Origin of the sequence: Acinetobacter sp. YH01003, assembly GCF_013420525.1 — a bacterium.
Taxonomy (GTDB): domain Bacteria; phylum Pseudomonadota; class Gammaproteobacteria; order Pseudomonadales; family Moraxellaceae; genus Acinetobacter; species Acinetobacter towneri.
The window spans coordinates 1-21,188 of the sequence record NZ_VOXY01000007.1 but is presented as its reverse complement, the minus strand read 5'-3'; the positions used below and the strand labels follow the sequence as shown (position 1 = coordinate 21,188).

The following is a 21,188-nucleotide window of genomic DNA, read 5'->3' as shown; positions in this document are numbered from 1 at the left end:
ATCACTGGCATGAACATGAAATCAGCTATTATCAAAAACAGATGATTGAAGATTTTTATGAATATATGCAGTTGATAGGTGGTAAGGTTGTTTTGAAAAATGAGTTTATACGGTAATTTCTTTTATTTTTTAATAAGTTTATAAATATTAGTGTTTTGATGAATAATTCTGGTGCGCACTGAGGGAATATGAAATACCAACCGCCTTATACTATCACCTCAAAAATCATTCATTTGATTGCTCAGATCAGTGAGAATATAGGGCGTTTGACTGTTTTAGAAGAAATCCAAGAAAATTTAAAACTTAGAAAAGCTAATCGTATTCGTACCATTCAAGGTTCACTTGCGATTGAAGGTAACACGCTTAGCACTGAGCAAATCACGGCAATCCTTAATGGTAAAACAGTAATTGCACCTCCAAAAGAAGTACAGGAAGTGCGTAACGCTATCAAAGCCTATGAAGCATTTCAGCAGTGGCAACCGAGCCAAGAAGCAGACCTATTACAAGCACATCAAGTTTTGATGACAGGCTTGATTGATGAAGTCGGTCAATATCGTCATGGTGGTGTCGGTGTAATGTCAGGTGATCGTGTGGTGCATATGGCGCCACCTGCGAATCAGATCAATCGTCTTATGGCTGATCTACTTGGTTGGTTGAATGATAGTGATGTGCATCCACTCATTCAAAGTTCAGTATTCCATTATGAGTTTGAGTTTATTCATCCATTCGCAGATGGTAATGGGCGGATGGGAAGGCTGTGGCAGACATTGATTTTGAGCAGGTGGAATCCAATCTTTGCCAATATTCCTGTGGAAAGTCTGATCTACCAAAATCAAAAAGCTTATTACGAAGCTTTACAAGCAAGCACTGATCGGACTGATTCAGCAGTATTTATAGAATTTATTTTGCAAATGATTTTGGATGCAATGTTGAGTTCAAATGAAACCGCTCAAAATGGTGATCATGCTGCCGCTCAAGCTAGCGTACAAGTGAACGACCAAGTCCAACGTTTAATTTCAGTGATGGAACAAGGTGAATATAGCTTGGCTGAGTTAATGCAGTTGTTAGGTTTAACTCATAGAGCAACATTCCAAAAGAATTATCTGAATACTGCCATAGAATTAGGTTTGATTGAGCGTACGATTCCAGAAAAACCGAAAAGCCCAAAGCAAAAGTATAGATTGAAAAAATAACTATATTCTCAGTTATGGATAAATTAGAACATATCAACAATCAATAAAATTTGATTCAAATCTGCTACAATTACGCCAATTTTTCATATTGATCATTTTGATCTTATACACTGCAGTTCTGCAGTAGGTGTCTTGCATGAGTTTTAAAGATGAGTTAGCGGCGCAGGTCGCACAGCGACGTACTTTCGCGATTATTTCCCACCCCGATGCTGGTAAAACCACCATGACAGAAAAACTGCTGTTATGGGGACAAGCCATTCAAGTTGCAGGGATGGTAAAAAGCCGTAAGTCAGATCGTGGCGCAACATCTGACTGGATGGAAATGGAAAAAGAACGTGGTATTTCCATTACAACTTCGGTGATGCAATTCCCGTATAAAGACAAAATGATTAACCTGCTCGATACCCCAGGGCACGAAGATTTCTCTGAAGATACTTACCGCACTCTAACTGCGGTGGACTCTGCACTGATGGTGATTGATGGTGCGAAAGGTGTCGAAGACCGTACCATTAAATTAATGGATGTGTGTCGTATGCGTGACACACCCATCATTTCATTCGTCAACAAAATGGACCGCGAAATTCGTGAACCATTAGAGTTGTTGGATGAAATTGAAAATGTCCTCAAAATTAAGTGTGTGCCAATCACTTGGCCAATGGGTACAGGGCGTGATTTCGCAGGGGTGTTTAACCTCATCGAAGAAAAGTTTTATGTGTACAAATCAGGTTTTGGTTCAACCATTCCTGAAATTGAAGTACGTGATGGCTATAACCATGCAGATTTACGTGAAAAAGTAGGTGAATTGGCATGGGCGGCATTTGAAGAATCACTTGAGTTGGTACAAATGGCGAATGAGCCTTTAGACCGTGAAGAGTTTTTAGCGGGTCGTCAAACACCAGTGCTATTTGGTACTGCTTTGGGTAACTTCGGTGTAGATCATGTATTGAATGCATTCAGTGAATATGCGCCGCCGCCAAAAGCACATCCAACTCAAGACCGTATTGTAGAAGCCAATGAAGAAGGCTTTAGTGGTTTTGTTTTTAAAATTCAGGCCAATATGGATCCGAAGCACCGTGACCGTATTGCTTTCATGCGAATCTGTTCAGGCAAGTATGAGAAAGGCTTGAAAATGAAGCATGTGCGTATTGATAAAGATGTACGTATCAGCGATGCCTTAACCTTCTTGGCAGGTGATCGTCAGCACCTCGAAGAAGCGTGGCCGGGCGACATTATTGGTCTGCATAACCACGGGACGATTCAAATTGGCGATACCTTCACTTCGGGTGAAAAGTTGCAATTTACAGGGATTCCGCACTTCGCACCTGAAATGTTCCGTCGTGTACGTTTGAAAGATCCATTGAAGTCCAAACAGCTGCAAAAAGGCCTTAAAGAGCTTTCAGAAGAAGGTGCAACGCAAGTCTTTATGCCACAAAACAGCAATGATTTAATCGTAGGTGCTGTTGGTGTGCTACAGTTTGAAGTCGTCGCCTATCGCCTGAAAGAAGAATACAAAGTTGATTGTATTTACGAGCCTGTCAGCATCAACACGGTACGTTGGGTGTCTTGTGCCGATGAGAAAAAGTTTAACGAATTTAAGAAAAAAGCCCACGATCAGTTGTCTCTCGATGGTGGTGGTCACTTAACTTATCTCGCGCCAAGTCGTGTGAATTTACAGTTAATGCAAGAGCGTTACCCTGACATTGAGTTTAGAAATACACGCGAGCACTAAGCCTCAGGTTGATGATGCTTAATCTGGCAGATGCAATCAGCGTAGCGCAGATGAATGTTCGGCATGCCTAAAAGTTTCAAAATTAAAACAGCTTCTTTAGGAAGCTGTTTTATTATGGGGGCGGTAAAAGATTAAAGATTATTTTTGATAAATGAATTGGGGAAATCATGCAGCAAAAATCGGTTTATCTGGGTGCAATTTTGAGCGGGATGGTTTTGCTTAGCGCCTGTGACTCATCTAAACAAGATCAAAACTCAGATGAGCAAACGTCTATTTTTCAGAAAGATCAAGCGGATGTTTTACCGTATTTGAATATCAAGCAACAGGCAGCAGAAATTGCCTTGCCATTTTGTGAAAATAAAAACTGCATTGAATTAGAGGTACAAACTTTAAATACCCAAGATACATGGCTCAACAGTTGGATTGCAAAAAATCAGGCCATGGTGATTCAAGATCAAATTGGCTTAAAACAAAACATGAGTTTGCAGCAAGCCGTAGATGCCTATGTGAAAAAATCCGATGCTTGGCAGGCACTATTAGATCAAAATAAAGCTTATGAATTGGCGATGTACACCCGTATGGCATATCAACGCAATCAATATGTTTTGTTGCAAGTCGGGGTAGATAGCAAACAGGAAGGCACGCAGGTCAAAGAACGCTATTATTTCTTTGTGGCAGATCGGAAGCAGCAAAAAGCCTTGTCTGTTTTAGATGTGATTGATGCCAAACAACAAACCCGTATGAATACTTTTGTACAGCAGGCCTATCAGGATTGGCTCAAAACACAAAGCAGTGACGTGCAAAAAGCAGCACCTGCCAAATTATACTGGGGGCAGGCAGATTGGTTTTTTGATGATCAGGGCTTAGGATTGCATTATCGCACCCATGAAATTGTCAAAGATGGCACGCAGTTAGATATTTACCTAAGCAAAGCACAAACACAACAAGTTTTAAAAGCAGACATCTATCCATCTATGTTTTAGTAGGTGAGTACGGTGACAAGCAAAAATAGATGAAATCAAGGTTGGATCCATGTTGAAAAATAAAAGTATTTTGGCGATCAGTATTTTAATTACAACGCTAGGGATTACTGCATGTCAGCCAAAGAAAACCGAACCAGAAACAGTCGAGCCAGAGCAGACGCAGGCGGAACAACAAAGCTTAAAACTGGTCGGGGATACTGAAAAACTGAATTTGTCGTTGCCTAAATGTGAAGGGAATAACTGCCCTGAAATTTCAATTGAGCGTTTGAATAGTAATCAGGCCTTTATCGACCATTTTATTGATCAGAAAATTATTCAAGAATTGGCACAAATTTTAGAAATTGCACCACAGCAGGCGGCTTCTGAAGCTGCAGCAATTGAGAAGACAGCCAGTGAAAATACAGCAGCCAGTGCTGCAGATGCACCTGCCAGTAACCCCACTGCAGCTGCCATTGCACAAGTGGAAACTTTGGCGCAAAAATTAGAAAAACAAACCGTGCCTTATGTGCAAAGCTTTTTGGCACTTGATCAGGAGCTGAAAGCTTTAAGCTCAAATCATAAAATCAGTTTGATGATTAAGCCTAAAATTTTGAATGCAGATCAACCATTGGCAACCGTGGTATTAAATAGCAGCAGTTATTTGGGCGGAGCGCATGGTGCATCGGCACAGCAATACTATAATTTTGATTTAGAGCAGAAAAAATTAGTGTTGTTAAATGACATTCTGTTAGAGAAGCAGCGTCCCCAATTGGAGCGTAAAGCCTACGAAGCGTTTAAACAATGGGTCATCGCATCTGAACTTTCCACCAATGTGCAAGAATATGAACAAGCGTGGAAATTTAAGCTGTCGGAAAATTACTATTTAGGTCAACAGGGTTTAATTCTGCAATACGCAGAATATGAAATAGGCCCTTATGTCGTTGGTTTACCGCGTTTAACCATTCCGTATGCAGAACTGCAGGGGATTTTAAAAGCTGCGTATTTGCCTGTAACAGAAGCAGCCTCTGAAGCAACCGCAAAATCTGCCGAAGCCAGTGCAGTAAACACAACCAAAGCGAAATCTTAATATGAGCATTGCGCTGTTTGATACGCATACCCATTTTGATGTACCTGATTTTGACTCAGATCGGGAGCAATTGGCGTATGCGGCCAAGGCAGCAGGCGTAGAACATTTGGTACTGATTGGCTTTGTACAATCACGTTTTCAAGATTTAATCTCTACACAACAGTTTTTAAACCAATTTGAGCATGTGCCACACAGTCATCTTGCACCAGGCTTGCATCCTTTTTATATCGAACAACATCAAGACCAACATTTACAAGATTTAGAACATTTTTTGCAACAACAGCATTGTGTCGCGGTGGGTGAAATTGGCTTAGACACTTTTTTGGTTGAACATAAACAGCCTGAAGCGTTTCAAAAGCAGCAAGATTTTTTTGCCGCGCAATTGGAAATCGCACGCCATCGACAAAAACCTGTACTGCTACATATTCGTAAGGCCCATGCCGAAACCTTAAAAATACTCAAACAACAACAATTTCAGTTTGGTGGCATTGCACATGCTTTTAGCGGTGGGGTAGAAGAAGCCAAAGCACTGATCAAATTGGGCTTTAAAATTGGTGTGACAGGGCAGATTACCAATCCCAATGCAAAAAAACTGCGCCGTGTTGTGCAGGAAATTGGTGCTGAACATTTGGTTTTGGAAACCGACTGCCCCGATATGACGCCTTTATGTTGTCAGACAGATACTCAATCACGAACCCGAAATACCCCTGCGAACCTGATTTATGTGCTTGAAGGTTTAGCGGATTGTTTAGATATTGCACCGCAAACTTTAGCCGCACAGCTTTGGCAGAATAGTGTTCAAGTATTAGACCTGCCTAAACTTTAGATGAAACAACACGAAGTCTGCGAAACGCAGTAAAATGCCCACACTTTGAAATTAAATTTGATTGCAGCATGACAGATCTTCTTCAAGATGATGAATATGAACGCCGTTTTGCAGGTGTGGCCAAAATTTATGGCGACAGTGCTTTTCAGCATTATGCCCAAAGTCATGTCATGGTGATAGGAATTGGCGGTGTCGGCTCTTGGGCGGTTGAGGCGTTGGCACGTACGGGTATCGGCGAGCTGACATTGGTGGATATGGATGTGGTCGCAGCATCTAACATTAACCGTCAATTGCCTGCCATGAGCTCAACCTTGGGGCATGAAAAAATTAATGTCATGGCAGAGCGTTGCCGTTCTATTAATCCACGTATCAAAATTAATTTGGTCGATGATTACCTCAGTCCAGATAACGTCAAAGCGTTATTGGCGACTGCACCTGATTTGATTTTAGATTGCATTGATGACGTAAAAGCTAAACTAGCGTTGATGCTGCATTGTCGTTTTAACAAGATTCCACTGATTGTTTCGGGTGGTGCAGGTGGCAAACTTGATCCGTTGAAAATTCGAGTGGCAGATTTATCTAAAACCGAACAAGACCCAATGTTGGCCAAATTGCGCGCCCAATTACGCAGCAAAGGTATTTGTAAAAAGCCAAAAGAAAAGTTTGGGATTACCTGTGTGTATTCCATCGACAATCCATTTTCTAGTGCCGATGTATGTCCAAGCGCAGGCTTGCGCTGTGGCGGCTATGGTTCGGCGGTGGTGGTCACGTCCAGTTTTGCGATGGTAGCTGTGGCAGAAGTGTTGAAAAAGTTAGATGCCTTACAGGCTAAAAATACATAAATCAAAGCCATGCGAGGCATGGCTTATAAAAAAGTTCTTTGATTTTGCACATCGCCAATGACTTTATTCAGTAGGTCGTTGTAGCTGCTGCTCTTTTAAATAGTCTTCCGTACGCTGCATTGCTGCTTGAATATTGACCAATGCTTGCTCTACATCTGCAAATGTTTTGGCATTGCCGCCACTTAGTGCCTGACGCCATTTACGTGCACCTGGCAGGTTTTGGAATAAACCTAAAATATGGCGGGTAATGACAGAAAGTGGTGCACCTTGTTGTAGACGTTGTTCAATATACGGCAACATGCGCTGCATAATTTCAAAACGGTCAGGTAATTCTAGCCCCCATAATTGCCCAAGCTCTGCCAGTAAATAAGGGTTGTGATAGGCTTCACGACCAATCATCACCCCATCGACATGCTTGAGGTGTTGTTGGGTTTCGGCAAACGTTTTAATTCCACCATTAATTTCAATCAACAATTCAGGGCGGTCATGTTTTAAACGATACACATCCTCATAACGCAGCGGTGGTACTTCGCGGTTTTCTTTAGGCGATAAACCTTGTAATAAGGCAATTCGGGCATGCACGATAAAGTTATTGCAACCTGTTTGAGCCACGGTATCCACAAAATGCAGCATCTCTGCATAAGAGTGCATGTCATCAATCCCGATTCGATGTTTTACGGTCACAGGAATATCAACAGCTTGACGCATGGCGGCAATACACTCTGCCACCAAGTCTGGTTCTGCCATTAAACACGCACCAATTTTATTGTTTTGTACTCGATCACTTGGGCAGCCAACATTCAGATTGATTTCATCATAACCCCAGTCTTGTGCCATTTTACTGCAGGTCGCAAGGTCTTTCGGATTTGAACCGCCCAACTGCAAGACAATTGGATGTTCTTCCTTGCTGTAATCTAAATGGCGCTTGGCATCACCAAATAAAATTGCGCCAGTGGTTACCATTTCAGTATACAGAATGATATTGGGGTTAAATAAACGTGCAAAAAAACGGTAATCTCGGGTAGTCCAATCCATCATCGGGGCAACCGAAATGCGAGGTTGTAAAGTTTGGATGGCACGTGTCATAACCCACCTGAATTGAAAAACAAAAGCACAAGACCACGCATTATACGGGGTTTGCGTGAAAATCGACAGTATCCCCAACCCACATCCATTGGCATCAACTTTGCTTTGTTCGCCATGAACAAAGCAGCGCAACCGTAGACGCCAAAGCGGAACTGCTCAGTATTTGTATGCGTAGCCGTTTTTTAGTATGTTGAAAAGATAACGATAACGCAGCATAAGAGGGAGAATAAAATGTTGGTATTAGAAGAAATTTATCGAACTAAGAAAAATGAATTTTCAACAGCATTTAATTTACGCATGCAGCGCAGTTTAAGTTGGTGGAAAAAAGCCATTGAGTTTCATGATGATGTCGATATGCAATTTATGACAGCATGGGTGGCGTTGAGTGCCTTGTATGCGCAAGGTCAGACGGCAGAGCATACACAACAGACTTTGCAGCAATTTGTGCAGCGCATGTATCAAAAAGATGTCGATCAGCGCATGGCGAGAATCATTTGGGAAAAATATCCACAAAGTTTAGAGGTATTGCTGACCAATCCTTATTTGTATCAAAGTTTTTGGGATTGGCGTAATCAAAAAATGACTGAAGCTGAATGGCGTGCAGATTATGAGGCAGAAAAACAGCAGATTATGCAGGCATTGCACATTCATGATTCGGTCACAATTTTGGCATGTTTGTTTAAGCGCTTATTGACGTTACAGCAGCAACTTTTACAAGGTGGTGCAACTTATAACAGTGCAATCAACCGCAAACAACTCAGCCATGCCAATACTTTATTGTGTGCGTTGATGCCGTGTTTTATCCAAATTTTATTGGAAAATTTAGAAAATGTGGAATTGAGTCAGCCATTTTACCCTGTGATGCAAATGTCTTAAGCGACTTGCTTGATTGTAATCGCAGCGTTTAAGGCATGGCGGTGTGTTGACGTTGATGCTGCCAGTCGAGTAGGGCAAAGCTCATTGCGGCGGTAACAAAACACAAACCAACTAGGCAACTCCATAACCATCCACCGTGTTGCCATGCATAGATTCCCAAGGCAGAACCACAAGCACCGCCAGTAAAATAACTGGTCATATAAATTGAGTTAATCCGCGATTTGGCATCGGGGTGTAAACGGAAAATCACGTTTTGGTTGCTGCTGTGTACGGTGGCAAGCCCAAGGTTAATTAAGCCAAAACCAAGAATATAACTCCATAAGCTGAATTGTCCGTTGTATAGAAAGACCCAGCTAATTGCTAATAAAGCTAAACCACCCCAAGTCAGTGCTGTAACATAGCCGCGATCTGCAATTTTTCCCACATGTTTAGTCGAAAGAGCACCGAATACTCCCACCATTGCCACAATGCCCACCATAAAGTCGGCTAAGCCAAAACTGGATTTGAGTAATACTGCAATGGTAGAAAACAACACACTCATCGCTGCAAAAGCAAACGCACCGAGCAAGGCACGATAGACCAAACGACGTTCTTCTAAAATGAGTTTGCCCATAGACTGAAACACAGCCAAATAACTGAGTTTGCTGGTTGAGACAAACGGCAAGCGCGCTTTGAGTACTGCAGCAATGCATAGCATCAGCACGCCACTAATCAGGTAAATCACTTTCCAATGGAATAAGTTGGACAGCAAACCTGCCAAACTGGTCGAAAGTAAAATACCGACCAATAAACCACTCATCAATAAACCGACCACTTCACCCATTTTTTCAGGTTTTACAGTCATGGTGGCAAAAGGAATTAAGACTTGTGCTGCCACAGAAAATAGCCCTGTGATAATCGTGCCAATCCATAACATGCTTAAATTGCTGGAAAAGGTACATAAAAATAAGCCAATCGAGGCCAAAAACATTAATAGGGGAATGAATTTGGTTTTATTGACAATATCGCCCATAGGCACAATGAACAATAAACCCAGTGCATAAGACACTTGTGCAAAAGTCACCGTCAATGCCACTTGGGATTGCGGAATTTGGAAAGATTGATGAATCGAGTAAATCAGCGGTTGGCAATAATAATTGGCCCCCGCGCATAGGCCACAGGCAATCGCCATCAACCAGAGCAGGGTTTTATCTTGGCTGATGTCGGGTGCAGTGTTCATAATTATCCTAAGGTCAATGGTAAAACGGGGTTGCAGTAGCTCAAAGATTGAATCCAATATTCAACTTCATTAGTGGCAGGATGTCGCCTTTAACTTAATGAGAGAACTTGTTTTTGGACAAGGTGATCATCATCACGCCTACAATATTGAGCATGCAGCCGAACCATTGTATGCCATTTAGATGTTCACCTAAAAATGCTGTGGCCAATAGAATCGTCAAGATGGGGCCAATTGAAGCAATCATGGCCGATTGTGCCGCACCTAAACGGGCGATACTGTGCGCCATGAGTAAGGTGGGCAAGACTGTGACAAATATCCCTAAAGCAATACCATAGCCTAGCACTTCTACAGGCAGTTGTTGCACCAGTCCCAGTGGATTCGGTGTGACCAAACTGTAATGCGTAAGCGTACCGATGCAGGCAATACTTAAAGCCAGACCTGTAAAATTCCAAGAGCCAAAATGCTGAATCAGGCTTTTGGTCAGCAATAAATAGCCTGCAAAACACACTGCACTGGCGAACACTAAACTACTGCCTAACCAAAAATACGTGTCATGCGGAGTATTGCTCTGTTCCTGTAACATCACAATCACTGTTCCGCCATAACTCAGGGCAATTGCAAACAGACTCAACCAGCTAAGTTTCTGCCGATACATCACACTCGAAGCCAAGACGGTGAGTGTTGGGTATAAAAACAGAATAATGCGTTCTAATGAGGCACTAATGAACATCAGCCCTAAAAAATCCAACCAACTGGAAAAATAATAGCCCATCAAACCTGCAAAGATCAGCAGCAGCCAATTGCGTGTAGAGATGTTGCGACTGTGGTAGCGATTGAGCCAACAAATCAGTAGGAAGAAAGGCAGGGCACTTGCCATGCGCAAAGCCATGAGTACGGTTGCATCGACCAACGGTGAAAGTGCATAAGCTTGTTTAATAAAAATGGCTTTGGTACTAAACAAAAAGGCTGCAAATAAGGCAAAGATGGAGCCCCATTGTGTGGCGTTAAGTCTGATCATGAAAAATGCTGTCGAGCAAGGTGGATGCAAGAAAAGTGACACATGCCGCGCACACAAATACAAGTTGTATGATGGATAAAGACAGATGCGACTGCATGAATAAAGCTGTGTGCTGTATTTGAGTAAGCATAGCCGATTTTATGCAGATGGTCTGCTTGAGATGGCATAAATTTTGTGAAAAGTAGAGTAAATGAGCTTTGCACGATAATGGTGCAAATTAGCTAAAAATGTTGCAAAACAGAGAAAATCCATCATCAGACTAAATGACGCACAAAAAAAATGAAAAAAATAGCAGCACTTAACTTAGACCTGAGTTGAATAAATTCAAGCTTCTTTTAAAAGTTTTACTGTTTCAAATATTCGATTTTACTCATAAGGCAAAGGTTGGTATTTGTAAGGTTTTAATGGGGAGGTATAGGCTCTAAATTAGTACGTATAGCGAGCGATAAAATTTGTCAGAAAAGTCAATTTGGCATTGAAGTTTTAAGTTTTAGCGGTCAAATGTATAGATATATGATCTTTTGGGTCTAAGTCGGATTTTCCCAATTTAGCCAAATGCATGTCAGAATGATCAATGCAAAATTCATTTAAATGTGATGAACTGCTAACTCAAAACTGCTGTGCTGTCGTTTTGATCCTGCCAAATATGGTTGTTGCTGAATAATTAGACTTATATTAAAGAAGCAAAACCTATCAATTATATCTCGCAACAATATTTTTATGAATCATCAGTTCAAAATATGGGTATTTATTAAATAAATATTGGGTGGTAATTTAAAAATGTTGCATTAGAATCCAAAAATTCAACAAAACTTATCCTGAGGGGAAAGCATCGTTATCCACGATGTTGACTTAAGAAAAACTAGCTTGAGGGACGCTCATGCAGATCGGAATTCCAACCGAAACTGTTGTCGGTGAAAATCGTGTCGCTGCGACGCCAGAAACAGTAAAGAAGTTGATTAGCGCGGGTCATAGCGTAGTCATTGAACGTGGTGCGGGTGTTAAAGCCGCTTATATCGACAGTGCTTATGAACAAGTGGGTGCAAGCCTGACAGATGATGCTTATCGTGGCAGTCAAATGATTTTGAAAGTTCGTGCCCCGAAGGGTGATGAAATTCAGAAATTGGCACCGAATAGCACTGTCGTGGCGATGTTTGATCCTTACCGCAATACTGAATTAGATCAGTTTGCTGCGGCTCAGGTGTCTGCATTTGCGTTAGAGCTTTTGCCGCGTACTTTGTCACGTGCACAAAATATGGATGTGTTGTCATCACAAGCCAACTTGGCAGGCTATAAGTCAGTGTTGTTGGCTGCAGCAGAATACCAACGCATGTTCCCAATGTTAATGACGGCTGCGGGTACTGTAAAACCTGCACGTGTTGTGATCATGGGTGTGGGCGTTGCAGGTCTGCAAGCCATTGCAACGGCAAAACGTCTAGGTGCGGTAGTAGAAGCAACTGACTTGCGTCCAACTGCGAAAGATCAGGTAGAGTCTTTAGGCGGTAAATGGCTAGACGTGCCAATGTCTGAAGAAGAACAGCAAAAAGCTGCAGATGCTGCCAAAAATGGCTACGGCTGGATGCCAGGTGAACAATACATTAAAGATCAAGCTGTTATTGTAGATAAAGCTGTTTCTAATGCTGATATTGTGATTACCACGGCATTATTGCCTGGTCGTGATGCACCACGTTTAATCAAAGCTGAAACTGTTGCGAAGATGAAACCGGGTTCAGTCATTTTAGATATGGCAGTAGAAACAGGCGGTAACGTCGAAGGTTCACAATGTGGTGAAACTGTTGTGACTGCCAATGGTGTGAAAATTTTGGGTATCCCAAACATTCCATCTACAGTGTCGACTGAAGCCTCTGCACTTTATGCACGTAATGTATTGAATTTTGTTGAAACATTATTTGATAACGACAAGAACTTTGCACTGAATCCTGAAGAAGAAATTCAGAAAGCATTGCTGGTGACCCATAACGGTCAAGTACTGTTAAAGCGTGGTTAAGGAGAACTCTCATGGTTGAAACAATTACGATTTTTGTCCTTGCCATTTTCGTAGGTTACTACGTGGTTTGGGGCGTAACGCCTGCATTGCATACGCCTCTTATGGCGGTAACCAATGCGCTGTCTTCGATCATTATCGTGGGTGCGATGATTCAAACTGTTGGCTTACCAATGGTGGGTGTAGAGGGTAGTGTAGATTTTCAAACTATTAACGTGGTGAGTGTGCTGGGTGCTATTGCTGTGTTCTTGGCAAGTATCAATATTTTTGGTGGTTTCGCAGTAACGGCACGTATGCTGGAAATGTTCAAACCAAAAGCAAAGAAAAAAGAGGGCTAATGCATGGAATTTATTCGTGAATATGCAGACTGGTTCTATTTAATCGGGGCTGTACTTTTTATCTTAACGCTTCGTGGTTTGTCTGGTCCAAAAACAGCAATTGCAGGTAACCGCTACGGCATGATCGCCATGGCAATTGCCGTATTGACCACATTCTTTGTGGCAGATAATCCAGTGGTTTGGATGATCGTAGGTGCTATGGTTTTAGGTGCAATTGTTGGTATTGCTCGCGCACGTACTGTTCCTATGACTCAAATGCCTGAAACAGTTGCACTGATGCACTCTTTGGTGGGTTTGGCAGCAGTTTTAATTGCCATTGCGGCAATTATTCACAACAACAAGTTGGTGGAATTAGGTCCAGACCTATTGGCTGCAAATGGTATTAATTTCCATGAAATGAGCAAAGTTCATTTATTTGAATTGTTTGTGGGTTGTTTCGTGGGTGCAATTACCTTTACAGCATCTGTATTTGCGTACGGCAAACTGGCTGCAAAGAAATGGGCAAAAACCATTTCAGGTGCATGGGTTAAACCTGTTCAAGCATTGATTTTCATTGCCATGTTAGGTTTTGGTATCCACTTCTTCTTGACTGGAAACATGACATCATTCTGGGCAATGACTGGTCTTGCACTTGCATTTGGTTGGGTATGGATTGCACCTGTAGGTGGTGGTGATATGCCAGTGGTGGTATCACTTCTCAACTCATTCTCAGGTTGGGCTGCAGCAGGGATTGGTTTCACACTTGAAAACAACATGCTGATTGTTGCGGGTTCACTTGTAGGTTCATCGGGTGCGATTCTGTCGTACATTATGTGTAAAGCGATGAATCGTTCAATCATCAACGTATTGTTTGGTGGTGCGATGGGTGGTGCAGCAGCACCGACTGCTGGCGCTGGTGAGCAAGTACAACGTAACTACCGCTCAGGTTCTGCAGATGATGCTGGCTTCTTGATGTCAAATGCTGACAGCGTAGTGATTGTACCAGGTTATGGTATGGCGCAAGGTCGTGCACAAAATGCAGTTAAAGAATTGGCTAACTTGCTGAAAGAACAAGGTGTAACTGTTCGCTTTGCGATTCACCCTGTGGCAGGTCGTATGCCAGGTCACATGAACGTATTACTTGCAGAAGCAGACGTACCATACGAAGACATCTTAGAAATGGATGAGATCAACTCAGATTTCCCAGCAACAGATGTAGTACTTGTTATTGGTGCGAATGACGTTGTGAACCCAGCAGCAAAAGACGATCCGAACTCGCCAATTTACGGTATGCCAATTCTTGAAGCGCATAAAGCACGTACCATTATGGTGATCAAGCGCTCAATGGCAACGGGTTATGCAGGTTTGGACAACGACTTGTTCTATAACGACAAGACCATGATGATCTTTGGTGATGCTAAGAAAGTTGTGGAAGATATGACGAAGTCAATCAACGGTACAGGTCACTAAGTGAACTGACTGATAAGAACCGCCTTCGGGCGGTTTTTTTGTTCGTTGTATAAGAGATCGTAAAAGAAAGCTAAAGATCATGCTTCGGAAAATTATCAGCGCACGGAGACCATCGTCAGTGGGTTAAGGTGGGACTTGTGTGGTGCAAATACGTAAGTTGGTTTGCATATGATTTTTTAAACACTGCACATAAAAAAGCGACTTATTTAAAGTCGCTTTTGCATATTTTCTTGGGTCTGTTTTGAAGCTTTAAAGATTAGGCAACCGATTCAGGTGTGGTACGCCATAAGCTTTCAAGGTCATAGAATTTACGTGCAGTTGGTAACATAAGATGTACCACAACAATGCCAAGATCAACCAAGATCCATTCAGCATCGCGTTCGCCTTCAATGCCGATTGGGCGGAAACCCGCTTTACGTGCTTCTTCAGCAACATTATCGGCAAGGGATTTAACATGACGCGTTGATGTGCCGCTGGCAATGACAATCGCATCTGCAACATTGCTGATGCTGCTGACATCAAGCTCAACAATTTCTTTGGCTTTTACATCGAGTAGTGCTTCATGTACAACTTGAAGGCAAGTTTGTACGTCATGCTTTGCGGTGTTCATTGCAAGATCGTGAGAATTAGAAGCGCCGGGCGATGGTTCTAAATTCATGGGGTGTATAATTTCCTAAAATTATTCATCGTCTAATATAGCCGTTTTGGCCTAAAAATTCAAATCGCACCGATTTTAACCATTTTGTTGTGCCGGAAAAAACTTGTCTTTCCACGCAAATGATTGATTTGATGTTAAACGTGGGCGATATTCGGCAGCGACATAACCTGCGTAATTACTTTGCGCTAACCATGCAAATAATGCGGTATAGTCCAAATGGCCTGTGTCAGGTTCATGGCGTCCTGGGTAGTCAGCAAATTGAATATGACCAATATCTTGCAAGTTTTCCTGTAGTGCGCTGAGCACATCTTCACCCATCATGGCCATGTGATAACAATCGAATTGCATTTTGAGTGCAGGGTGTTTGACAGCTTCTAACATTTCCTGAGCTTGGGCAATGTTCTGTACCAGAAAACGTGGCATATCTGTGCCATTGATCATTTCAAATACAGGTTGAATCTGGTGCTCAGTGAGCATGGAGCAAGCCAGTTTTAGATTTTCTGCCAGTGTGTTTAAGCAAGGTAACAAGTCTGCATCGGCAGGTTGTTTGCCTGCCAAAATATTCACACTTGGAACATTTAGGGCTTTGGCATAGGTAATGGCTTGTTCTAAGCCACGATGAAATTCAAGTTCTTTACCGGGTACCCCCGCTAAGCCATCGCCCCCTTGCATGAGGTCACCCGCAGGCACATTAATCAGACACAGGCTAAGCGCATGCAGCTGAAGTTGAGTTTGAATTTGTTCGATACTGAGCTCGTAGGGAAACTGAATTTCAACGTGCTGAAAACCATGTTGGCGAGCAAGGGCAAAGCGTTCAATTAATGGGACTTCGGTAAAAATCATCGACAGATTAACCGCCAGTTTAGACATGCAGGTGCTCCTTGCAGGCAAAGGTTGGATCAGGAATCAAGCCGATTAAGCTTCGACCTGATGAATAATGGTGGCTAAATCTGCTTCTGCAAAACCCTTGGCTTGATGGGCTTGCAGTTGTGAAAGGGCTTTTTCTGCCACAGGAATCTGTAACTGAAATTGCGCTGCCAGTTGTAAGGCATTGTTTAAATCTTTAGACAGGGTTTGGACTTTCCATTGCACAGGCTCAAAACTGTGAGTTGCCATACGTGGAGTTAAAATCTGAAACGGTTTCGAGTCGGCAAAACCACCCGCCAAAGCAGGTGCAAGTAAACGGGTGTCTACACCTGCCTGTCCAGCTAGGGCAACGGCTTCGGCAATCAGGGTGCTATTGGCAGCAACAATCAGTTGGTTGCAAATTTTAGTGGCTTGTCCTGTGCCTGTTTCGCCCATACGGGTCACACGTTGTGACAGCACATCATAAATCGGGCTTAATTTTTCGATGGTGTTTGCATCACCCCCTGCAAAAATCACCAAACTACCTTGTTCGGCTCCCGCAGTGCCTCCCGATACAGGTGAGTCAATCCATGTGACCTGTTTGAGGTTGGCTTGCTGCGCTAGCTTTTGGGTTTGATCTACAGACAAACTGGAAAAATCGACAATGACTTGTTGAGCAGTCAAAAAAGGCTCAATTTGATCTAATACAGCTTGGACGGCATTATCATCGGCAAGGCAACTCAAGATCACTGGATATTGTCCGATCTCGCTCAATTGCAGCGGTTTTGCCCCCAGACTGAGCACAGATTCGCAAGCCGCAGGGCTACGATTCCACACCGCGACCTCAAAACCTGCCTGAACTAAGCGGGTTGCCATGCGCGTCCCCATAAGTCCCATACCTAAAAAAGCGATTTTTGTGTCACGATCAAAATGCATAGCGCTGATTCTCCATTTTTGCCTACAGTACAAGTCTGGCTTGAAATGTCAATTTAGCCTTTGGTCAAAGTCTGTTGTGTTTGAACTGAATCAAAACTGACGCGGTGCAAAGGTCACTTCAGGGTTCTTGTCCTTTTTACGTGCCAGTTGGCTATTTTTACCCAGCAATAATTTTAATTGCCAAATTTTTTCTAAACGTAAAGATTTATTTGGCGCATGTTCCATAGCATCCAGCACTTGTTTGGCTGCAGCCAATGCATCAGGAGAGCGTTGTGCAATTTCTTCAGCAAGGGCTTGTGCTTTTTGTAAGGGGGTTGCATCTAAATGCGTGACCAAACCAATTTCTTTGGCATAGTTGGCATCAAAAATACGCGCAGTTAAGGTCAGTTCTTTGGCAAGGTCTAAACCAATTAAACCTTTTAATGAACGGCTTAGCCCCATATCAGGCACTAAGCCCCAACGGCTTTCCATAATCGACATTTGCGTGTCAGGATGCGCGATACGAATATCTGCAGCCAAAGCCAATTGCATCCCTGCGCCAAAACAATACCCTTCAATTGCAGCAATTACAGGTACAGGCAATTGTTGCCAAACGAGAAATGCTTTTTGAAACAGGCTTTGCCCTGGCTTAATTAATTCCCAAGCCGCAAATGCACGGTTTTGTGGATTGTTGAGGTCGGCCAAGTCAATGCCTGCACTAAATACCTTTGCTTCGCCTGTTAAAATTACACAACGTAAGCTGCGGTCTTTTTTAAGTTTTTCGGCAGTCCGCACCAATTCTTTAAGTAGGGCAAAACTCATGGCATTGCGTTTGTCTGGGCGGTTCAGGGAAACTGTGGCGATGCCGTTATTTTTTTCGATACGAAGTAAGGTCATGATGTGAGCTCTTGTTTTTACTGGGCAAAGCATAACATGGGCAGCAGTGCGATAAATGACAGCAGAGTCACGGCAAAGCCTTGCGACCTTGCCTTTGATTACGTGACTTTTTTTTGTGAATAGTGCTGGGTGAGTCGTGCTTACAAACTGTATCTTCTCGTTGAGGCGTTCGCGGTGAATGTCACTTTGATGTTGGCTAACTCACCGCATTATGTTTGGTAAAAATGTGTTCTGCTGCATGTTCAACTTGCTGTATACAGGTTTGTAATTCCTGATAACGGTTTAAGACCTCTTGCACAAACAGATCATCGGCTTTACGACGTTCTTTACGTAAGGTCGAAACAAACTGTTCAAATGAGCCTGTTACTTCTTGCAGGTTCGGTGTGCCAACATAGCGGGTCGCACCATACAGACGATGCAACACATGCTCGAGTTGTGGGAAATCTTCCAGTTCAATCAGCTGTTCAATTTCATGTAATTCTGTGGCAAAGCTATCCACTAGCATTTTCAGTAAATCCACTGCAAGGTCTTCTTTGTTGGCTGCCAACATTAGGCTTTGTTGCCAATTCAACACCTGTGGATCTAGTGCTTCAATTACAATGGCTTTATCGATTGCAGGGGGTTTATTAAAACTTTGCGTGGTCCAATGGGTTAAAATTTGGATGATTTGTTCAATCTGAATCGGTTTGGTGACATAGTCATCCATACCGACTTTGAGTAATTTTTGCTTTTCATCGGCAAGTGCATGCGCGGTGAGAGCAATAATAGGCAAGCGTTTGTGATTTTCCAAAGTTGATTCTAAAGAACGAATCGCACGAGTGGTATCTACCCCCGACATCACAGGCATTTGAATATCCATAAAGATCAGGTCAAATGGTTGTTGTCCCTGTTCAATGCGTTGCTGCAAAATTCCCAACGCTTCCTGACCGCTTTGCGCTTTGGTGGTGGTCACATTCAGTTCGCCCAACAAGGCCTCGAGTACAATCAGGTTTGGTAGATGGTCATCCACTGCTAAAACGTGCAGGCCTTTACCATCAAATGATGCAGAATCTTGTTCATCAAAACTATTTTCATTGTTGAGTAAGTCAATTAAGGCTGAACGACTGAGCGGTTGATACAAAGCCCGCGCACGATATTCATTTAACAGACTTGGGTCTAGCGCCATTTGATAGCCATACACCGCCAAGTTACCTTGATAACGAGTACGGATTTCTTTTAATAAGGCTTCGGTGTCACCGCTATGGTCGACAATTAACCAAGTGTTGTCTTGTAAGTCGGATACATCTTTTAAGCGGCTAAATAAATCTAAAATTGAAGCGGCTTCAATATGTCGCACCGCATAATTTTCAAGATAATGACGCAAGACATTCGCTGTGGCAGGGTGCGCCAAATATGACACCACCTGAATCTCTTTAAAGTTTGGATGCTGCTGTGAATGCGCTTCATCTACCGCAAACATGGCAGTAAACCAGAAGGTCGAGCCTTTTTCGGTTGGGGCGCGTTCCTGATTGTCTTCAAAGCCAATTTGACCTTGCATCAAATGCACCAACTGCTTGGAAATGGCCAAACCTAAACCTGTACCACCAAATTGACGCGTGACCGAAGTATCACCTTGAGAGAAAGACTCAAACAATTTTTTACGGTCTGTACCGCTTAAGCCAATGCCACTGTCTTGGACGCTAAAGTGAATTAAGCATTGTCCAATATCGTCATGTTCTACCCGCGCCCGTACAATAATTTCACCATCGGGGGTGAATTTAATCGCATTGGAAATTAAATTGGTTAAAATTTGCTTGAAACGTAAAGCATCGCCCAGCACATATTGCGGCACGTTATCGGCAAAATAAAAGGCCATGTTGATGTGTTTTTGCGCAGCCAAAGGCGAGAGCATATCCATCACATCAAAAATGGCTTCTTCTAAATCAAAGGGTGCGGTATCCAGTTCCAGTTTGCCTGCATCAATTTTAGAAAAATCCAATACGTCATTAATGAGTGCTAAAAGATGCGCCGATGATTTACGAATGGTCTGTAAATATAAATTCTGTTCATTGCTAAGATTTTCCTGACGCAATAACAGGTGAATAAAGCCATCAATACTGTTCAGTGGTGTTCTGAGTTCGTGACTGATGTTGGCTAAAAATACCGATTTAGACTGGTTGGCAGAAATCGCTTGGTCACGTGCCTGACGATAAGTGATGTTTTGCACTTCCAAAGTATCGAGGGTGCGGCGCAAGTCATCTTCGGTTTGTTCGGTATGTTCTTTGAGTTCTAAAAAGCTGAAATGCAGGCGTTTTACCACATTGGCAATATCCCGCTGCAGTAAGCGTAATTCGCCAGTACTGTTAATGACCATGTGTTGATCGAGCGTATCGGCATTCAGGCGTTGTAGCTGCATGCGAATTTCATACATGGGTGCAATCCAGCGTCGTGAATAGAAATTCAGACACAGCAATAACAACAACAGGGTCAGCAAGCCTGTGGCAATTAATACAATCATGACCCGATAACGGGCTATTTGTAGCGGTTGATTGTCTAGTTCAATCAGCAACCATGCAGGACGGTTGATTTCCTGCTGAATTTGCATGCCATACACATGATTATTTTTATACAGAATTGGGCCAAAAAAATCGGCATTTTTAGGGAATTTGGGCCATTCGGCTTGGTCTTGAAAGCCCATGCTTAAACGGCGTGTACCAGAAGCATCAATCAGTGCAGTACGAATCAAGTGCTTTTCGTTCATCATGTTTTGCATAAAAGTACGTGCTTCTTCGTACTTCCACGGAAAGCTAGCCAGTTGATGTAAAGCTGCTTCAGATGGCAACTCAAAACGGGTCAAAATCGCAATTGCCATTTGTCGCTGCTGTGCTTTTGCGGCATTCGAGGTTTCAGATAAAACTAGCATCGTGCCGACGCATGCCAAAACCATAATTGGCACAAAAATAAGTGCAATCAGCTGTCCATAAGCATGATTTAAATGTAAGCGCTTAAATAACTTTTTATTGATATTTGACATGGTTAACGCAGTTTAATCCCTATGTTTGGCAGTTTAGCATGCTTTATCAAATGGAGCGTAAAACTCAGTCCTTCAGGTCAGAGATATAAGCGACACGACATTAAGTGTCGTTTGATTTAACTAAGGACTATTTTCCTTGAGTTTTGATTGTTAATATAAGTACATGAAAACCCTTAAATTACGTATAAAAGACAAACATTGCAAGGTGTTAGACCAACTAGCATCAGAA

General features: G+C 42.6%; 18 protein-coding genes. 10 read left to right on the top strand and 8 right to left on the bottom strand.

The window, feature by feature from the left end; translation table 11 throughout:
• The first annotated feature begins 188 nt into the window (after positions 1 to 188).
• The 6 genes from FTT70_RS07880 to FTT70_RS07855 all read left to right on the top strand — a co-directional run bounded on the left by FTT70_RS07880 (position 189) and on the right by FTT70_RS07855 (position 6,639).
• On the top strand, positions 189 to 1,193 hold the full coding sequence (locus FTT70_RS07880; protein WP_180168477.1) for a Fic family protein: 1,005 nt from the start codon (positions 189 to 191) through the stop codon (positions 1,191 to 1,193).
• A gap of 136 nt (positions 1,194 to 1,329) precedes the next feature.
• The gene (locus tag FTT70_RS07875) at positions 1,330 to 2,922 is read left to right on the top strand and encodes a peptide chain release factor 3 (protein WP_131260566.1); all 1,593 of its coding nucleotides are present in this window, start codon (positions 1,330 to 1,332) and stop codon (positions 2,920 to 2,922) included.
• A 167-nt stretch (positions 2,923 to 3,089) separates the two neighbouring features.
• On the top strand, positions 3,090 to 3,905 hold the full coding sequence (locus FTT70_RS07870; RefSeq protein WP_180168476.1) for a hypothetical protein: 816 nt from the start codon (positions 3,090 to 3,092) through the stop codon (positions 3,903 to 3,905).
• Between the two features lie 49 nt (positions 3,906 to 3,954).
• Positions 3,955 to 4,971 (top strand): RsiV family protein, encoded by a 1,017-nt coding sequence (locus tag FTT70_RS07865; RefSeq protein ID WP_180168475.1) that lies wholly within the window; start codon positions 3,955 to 3,957, stop codon positions 4,969 to 4,971.
• A 1-nt stretch (position 4,972) separates the two neighbouring features.
• Positions 4,973 to 5,797, top strand: coding sequence for a TatD family hydrolase (locus FTT70_RS07860; RefSeq protein WP_180168474.1), 825 nt, complete (start codon positions 4,973 to 4,975; stop codon positions 5,795 to 5,797).
• Between the two features lie 68 nt (positions 5,798 to 5,865).
• The gene (locus FTT70_RS07855; RefSeq protein WP_096901398.1) at positions 5,866 to 6,639 is read left to right on the top strand and encodes a ThiF family adenylyltransferase; all 774 of its coding nucleotides are present in this window, start codon (positions 5,866 to 5,868) and stop codon (positions 6,637 to 6,639) included.
• A gap of 63 nt (positions 6,640 to 6,702) precedes the next feature.
• Here the strand turns inward: FTT70_RS07855 and dusA are convergent, their stop codons facing one another.
• The gene (gene dusA / locus FTT70_RS07850) at positions 6,703 to 7,725 is read right to left on the bottom strand and encodes a tRNA dihydrouridine(20/20a) synthase DusA (RefSeq protein ID WP_180168473.1); all 1,023 of its coding nucleotides are present in this window, start codon (positions 7,723 to 7,725) and stop codon (positions 6,703 to 6,705) included.
• A 231-nt stretch (positions 7,726 to 7,956) separates the two neighbouring features.
• On the opposite strand from dusA, the gene FTT70_RS07845 reads away from it, so the two are divergent.
• A complete protein-coding gene (locus FTT70_RS07845; protein ID WP_179990044.1) occupies positions 7,957 to 8,601 on the top strand; it encodes a hypothetical protein in 645 nt (214 codons plus the stop codon).
• A gap of 28 nt (positions 8,602 to 8,629) precedes the next feature.
• On the opposite strand, the gene FTT70_RS07840 is transcribed toward FTT70_RS07845, so the two are convergent.
• Both FTT70_RS07840 and FTT70_RS07835 read right to left on the bottom strand, forming a co-directional pair.
• A complete protein-coding gene (locus FTT70_RS07840; protein ID WP_180168472.1) occupies positions 8,630 to 9,820 on the bottom strand; it encodes an MFS transporter in 1,191 nt (396 codons plus the stop codon).
• Between the two features lie 94 nt (positions 9,821 to 9,914).
• Complete coding sequence (locus tag FTT70_RS07835) at positions 9,915 to 10,838, bottom strand: DMT family transporter (RefSeq protein WP_179995060.1); 924 nt, start codon at positions 10,836 to 10,838, stop codon at positions 9,915 to 9,917.
• An 880-nt stretch (positions 10,839 to 11,718) separates the two neighbouring features.
• Here FTT70_RS07835 and FTT70_RS07830 point away from each other — a divergent pair.
• Genes FTT70_RS07830 through FTT70_RS07820 form a run of 3 tightly spaced genes read left to right on the top strand, consistent with a single transcriptional unit; the run spans position 11,719 to position 14,630 of the window.
• Positions 11,719 to 12,846, top strand: coding sequence for a Re/Si-specific NAD(P)(+) transhydrogenase subunit alpha (locus FTT70_RS07830; RefSeq protein WP_168419151.1), 1,128 nt, complete (start codon positions 11,719 to 11,721; stop codon positions 12,844 to 12,846).
• Between the two features lie 11 nt (positions 12,847 to 12,857).
• Positions 12,858 to 13,181 carry a proton-translocating transhydrogenase family protein gene (locus tag FTT70_RS07825; RefSeq protein ID WP_168419150.1) on the top strand — a complete coding sequence of 108 codons (324 nt, stop codon included), beginning with the start codon at positions 12,858 to 12,860 and terminating at the stop codon, positions 13,179 to 13,181.
• Between the two features lie 3 nt (positions 13,182 to 13,184).
• Positions 13,185 to 14,630, top strand: coding sequence for an NAD(P)(+) transhydrogenase (Re/Si-specific) subunit beta (locus FTT70_RS07820; RefSeq protein ID WP_168419149.1), 1,446 nt, complete (start codon positions 13,185 to 13,187; stop codon positions 14,628 to 14,630).
• Positions 14,631 to 14,886: 256 nt separating this feature from the next.
• On the opposite strand, the gene rsfS is transcribed toward FTT70_RS07820, so the two are convergent.
• From rsfS to FTT70_RS07795, 5 genes are all read right to left on the bottom strand, one after another.
• Positions 14,887 to 15,288: a ribosome silencing factor gene (rsfS, locus tag FTT70_RS07815; protein WP_168419147.1), complete on the bottom strand. Its 402-nt coding sequence runs from the start codon at positions 15,286 to 15,288 to the stop codon at positions 14,887 to 14,889.
• 75 nt (positions 15,289 to 15,363) lie between these two features.
• Positions 15,364 to 16,158 carry a hydroxypyruvate isomerase family protein gene (locus FTT70_RS07810; RefSeq protein WP_168460014.1) on the bottom strand — a complete coding sequence of 265 codons (795 nt, stop codon included), beginning with the start codon at positions 16,156 to 16,158 and terminating at the stop codon, positions 15,364 to 15,366.
• Between the two features lie 45 nt (positions 16,159 to 16,203).
• Entirely contained in the window at positions 16,204 to 17,070 is an 867-nt protein-coding gene (locus FTT70_RS07805) for an NAD(P)-dependent oxidoreductase (protein ID WP_131260560.1), read from the bottom strand.
• 90 nt (positions 17,071 to 17,160) lie between these two features.
• On the bottom strand, positions 17,161 to 17,946 hold the full coding sequence (locus FTT70_RS07800) for a crotonase/enoyl-CoA hydratase family protein (RefSeq protein ID WP_004974929.1): 786 nt from the start codon (positions 17,944 to 17,946) through the stop codon (positions 17,161 to 17,163).
• A gap of 196 nt (positions 17,947 to 18,142) precedes the next feature.
• Complete coding sequence (locus tag FTT70_RS07795) at positions 18,143 to 20,959, bottom strand: ATP-binding protein (protein ID WP_180168471.1); 2,817 nt, start codon at positions 20,957 to 20,959, stop codon at positions 18,143 to 18,145.
• Positions 20,960 to 21,188 lie beyond the last annotated feature (229 nt).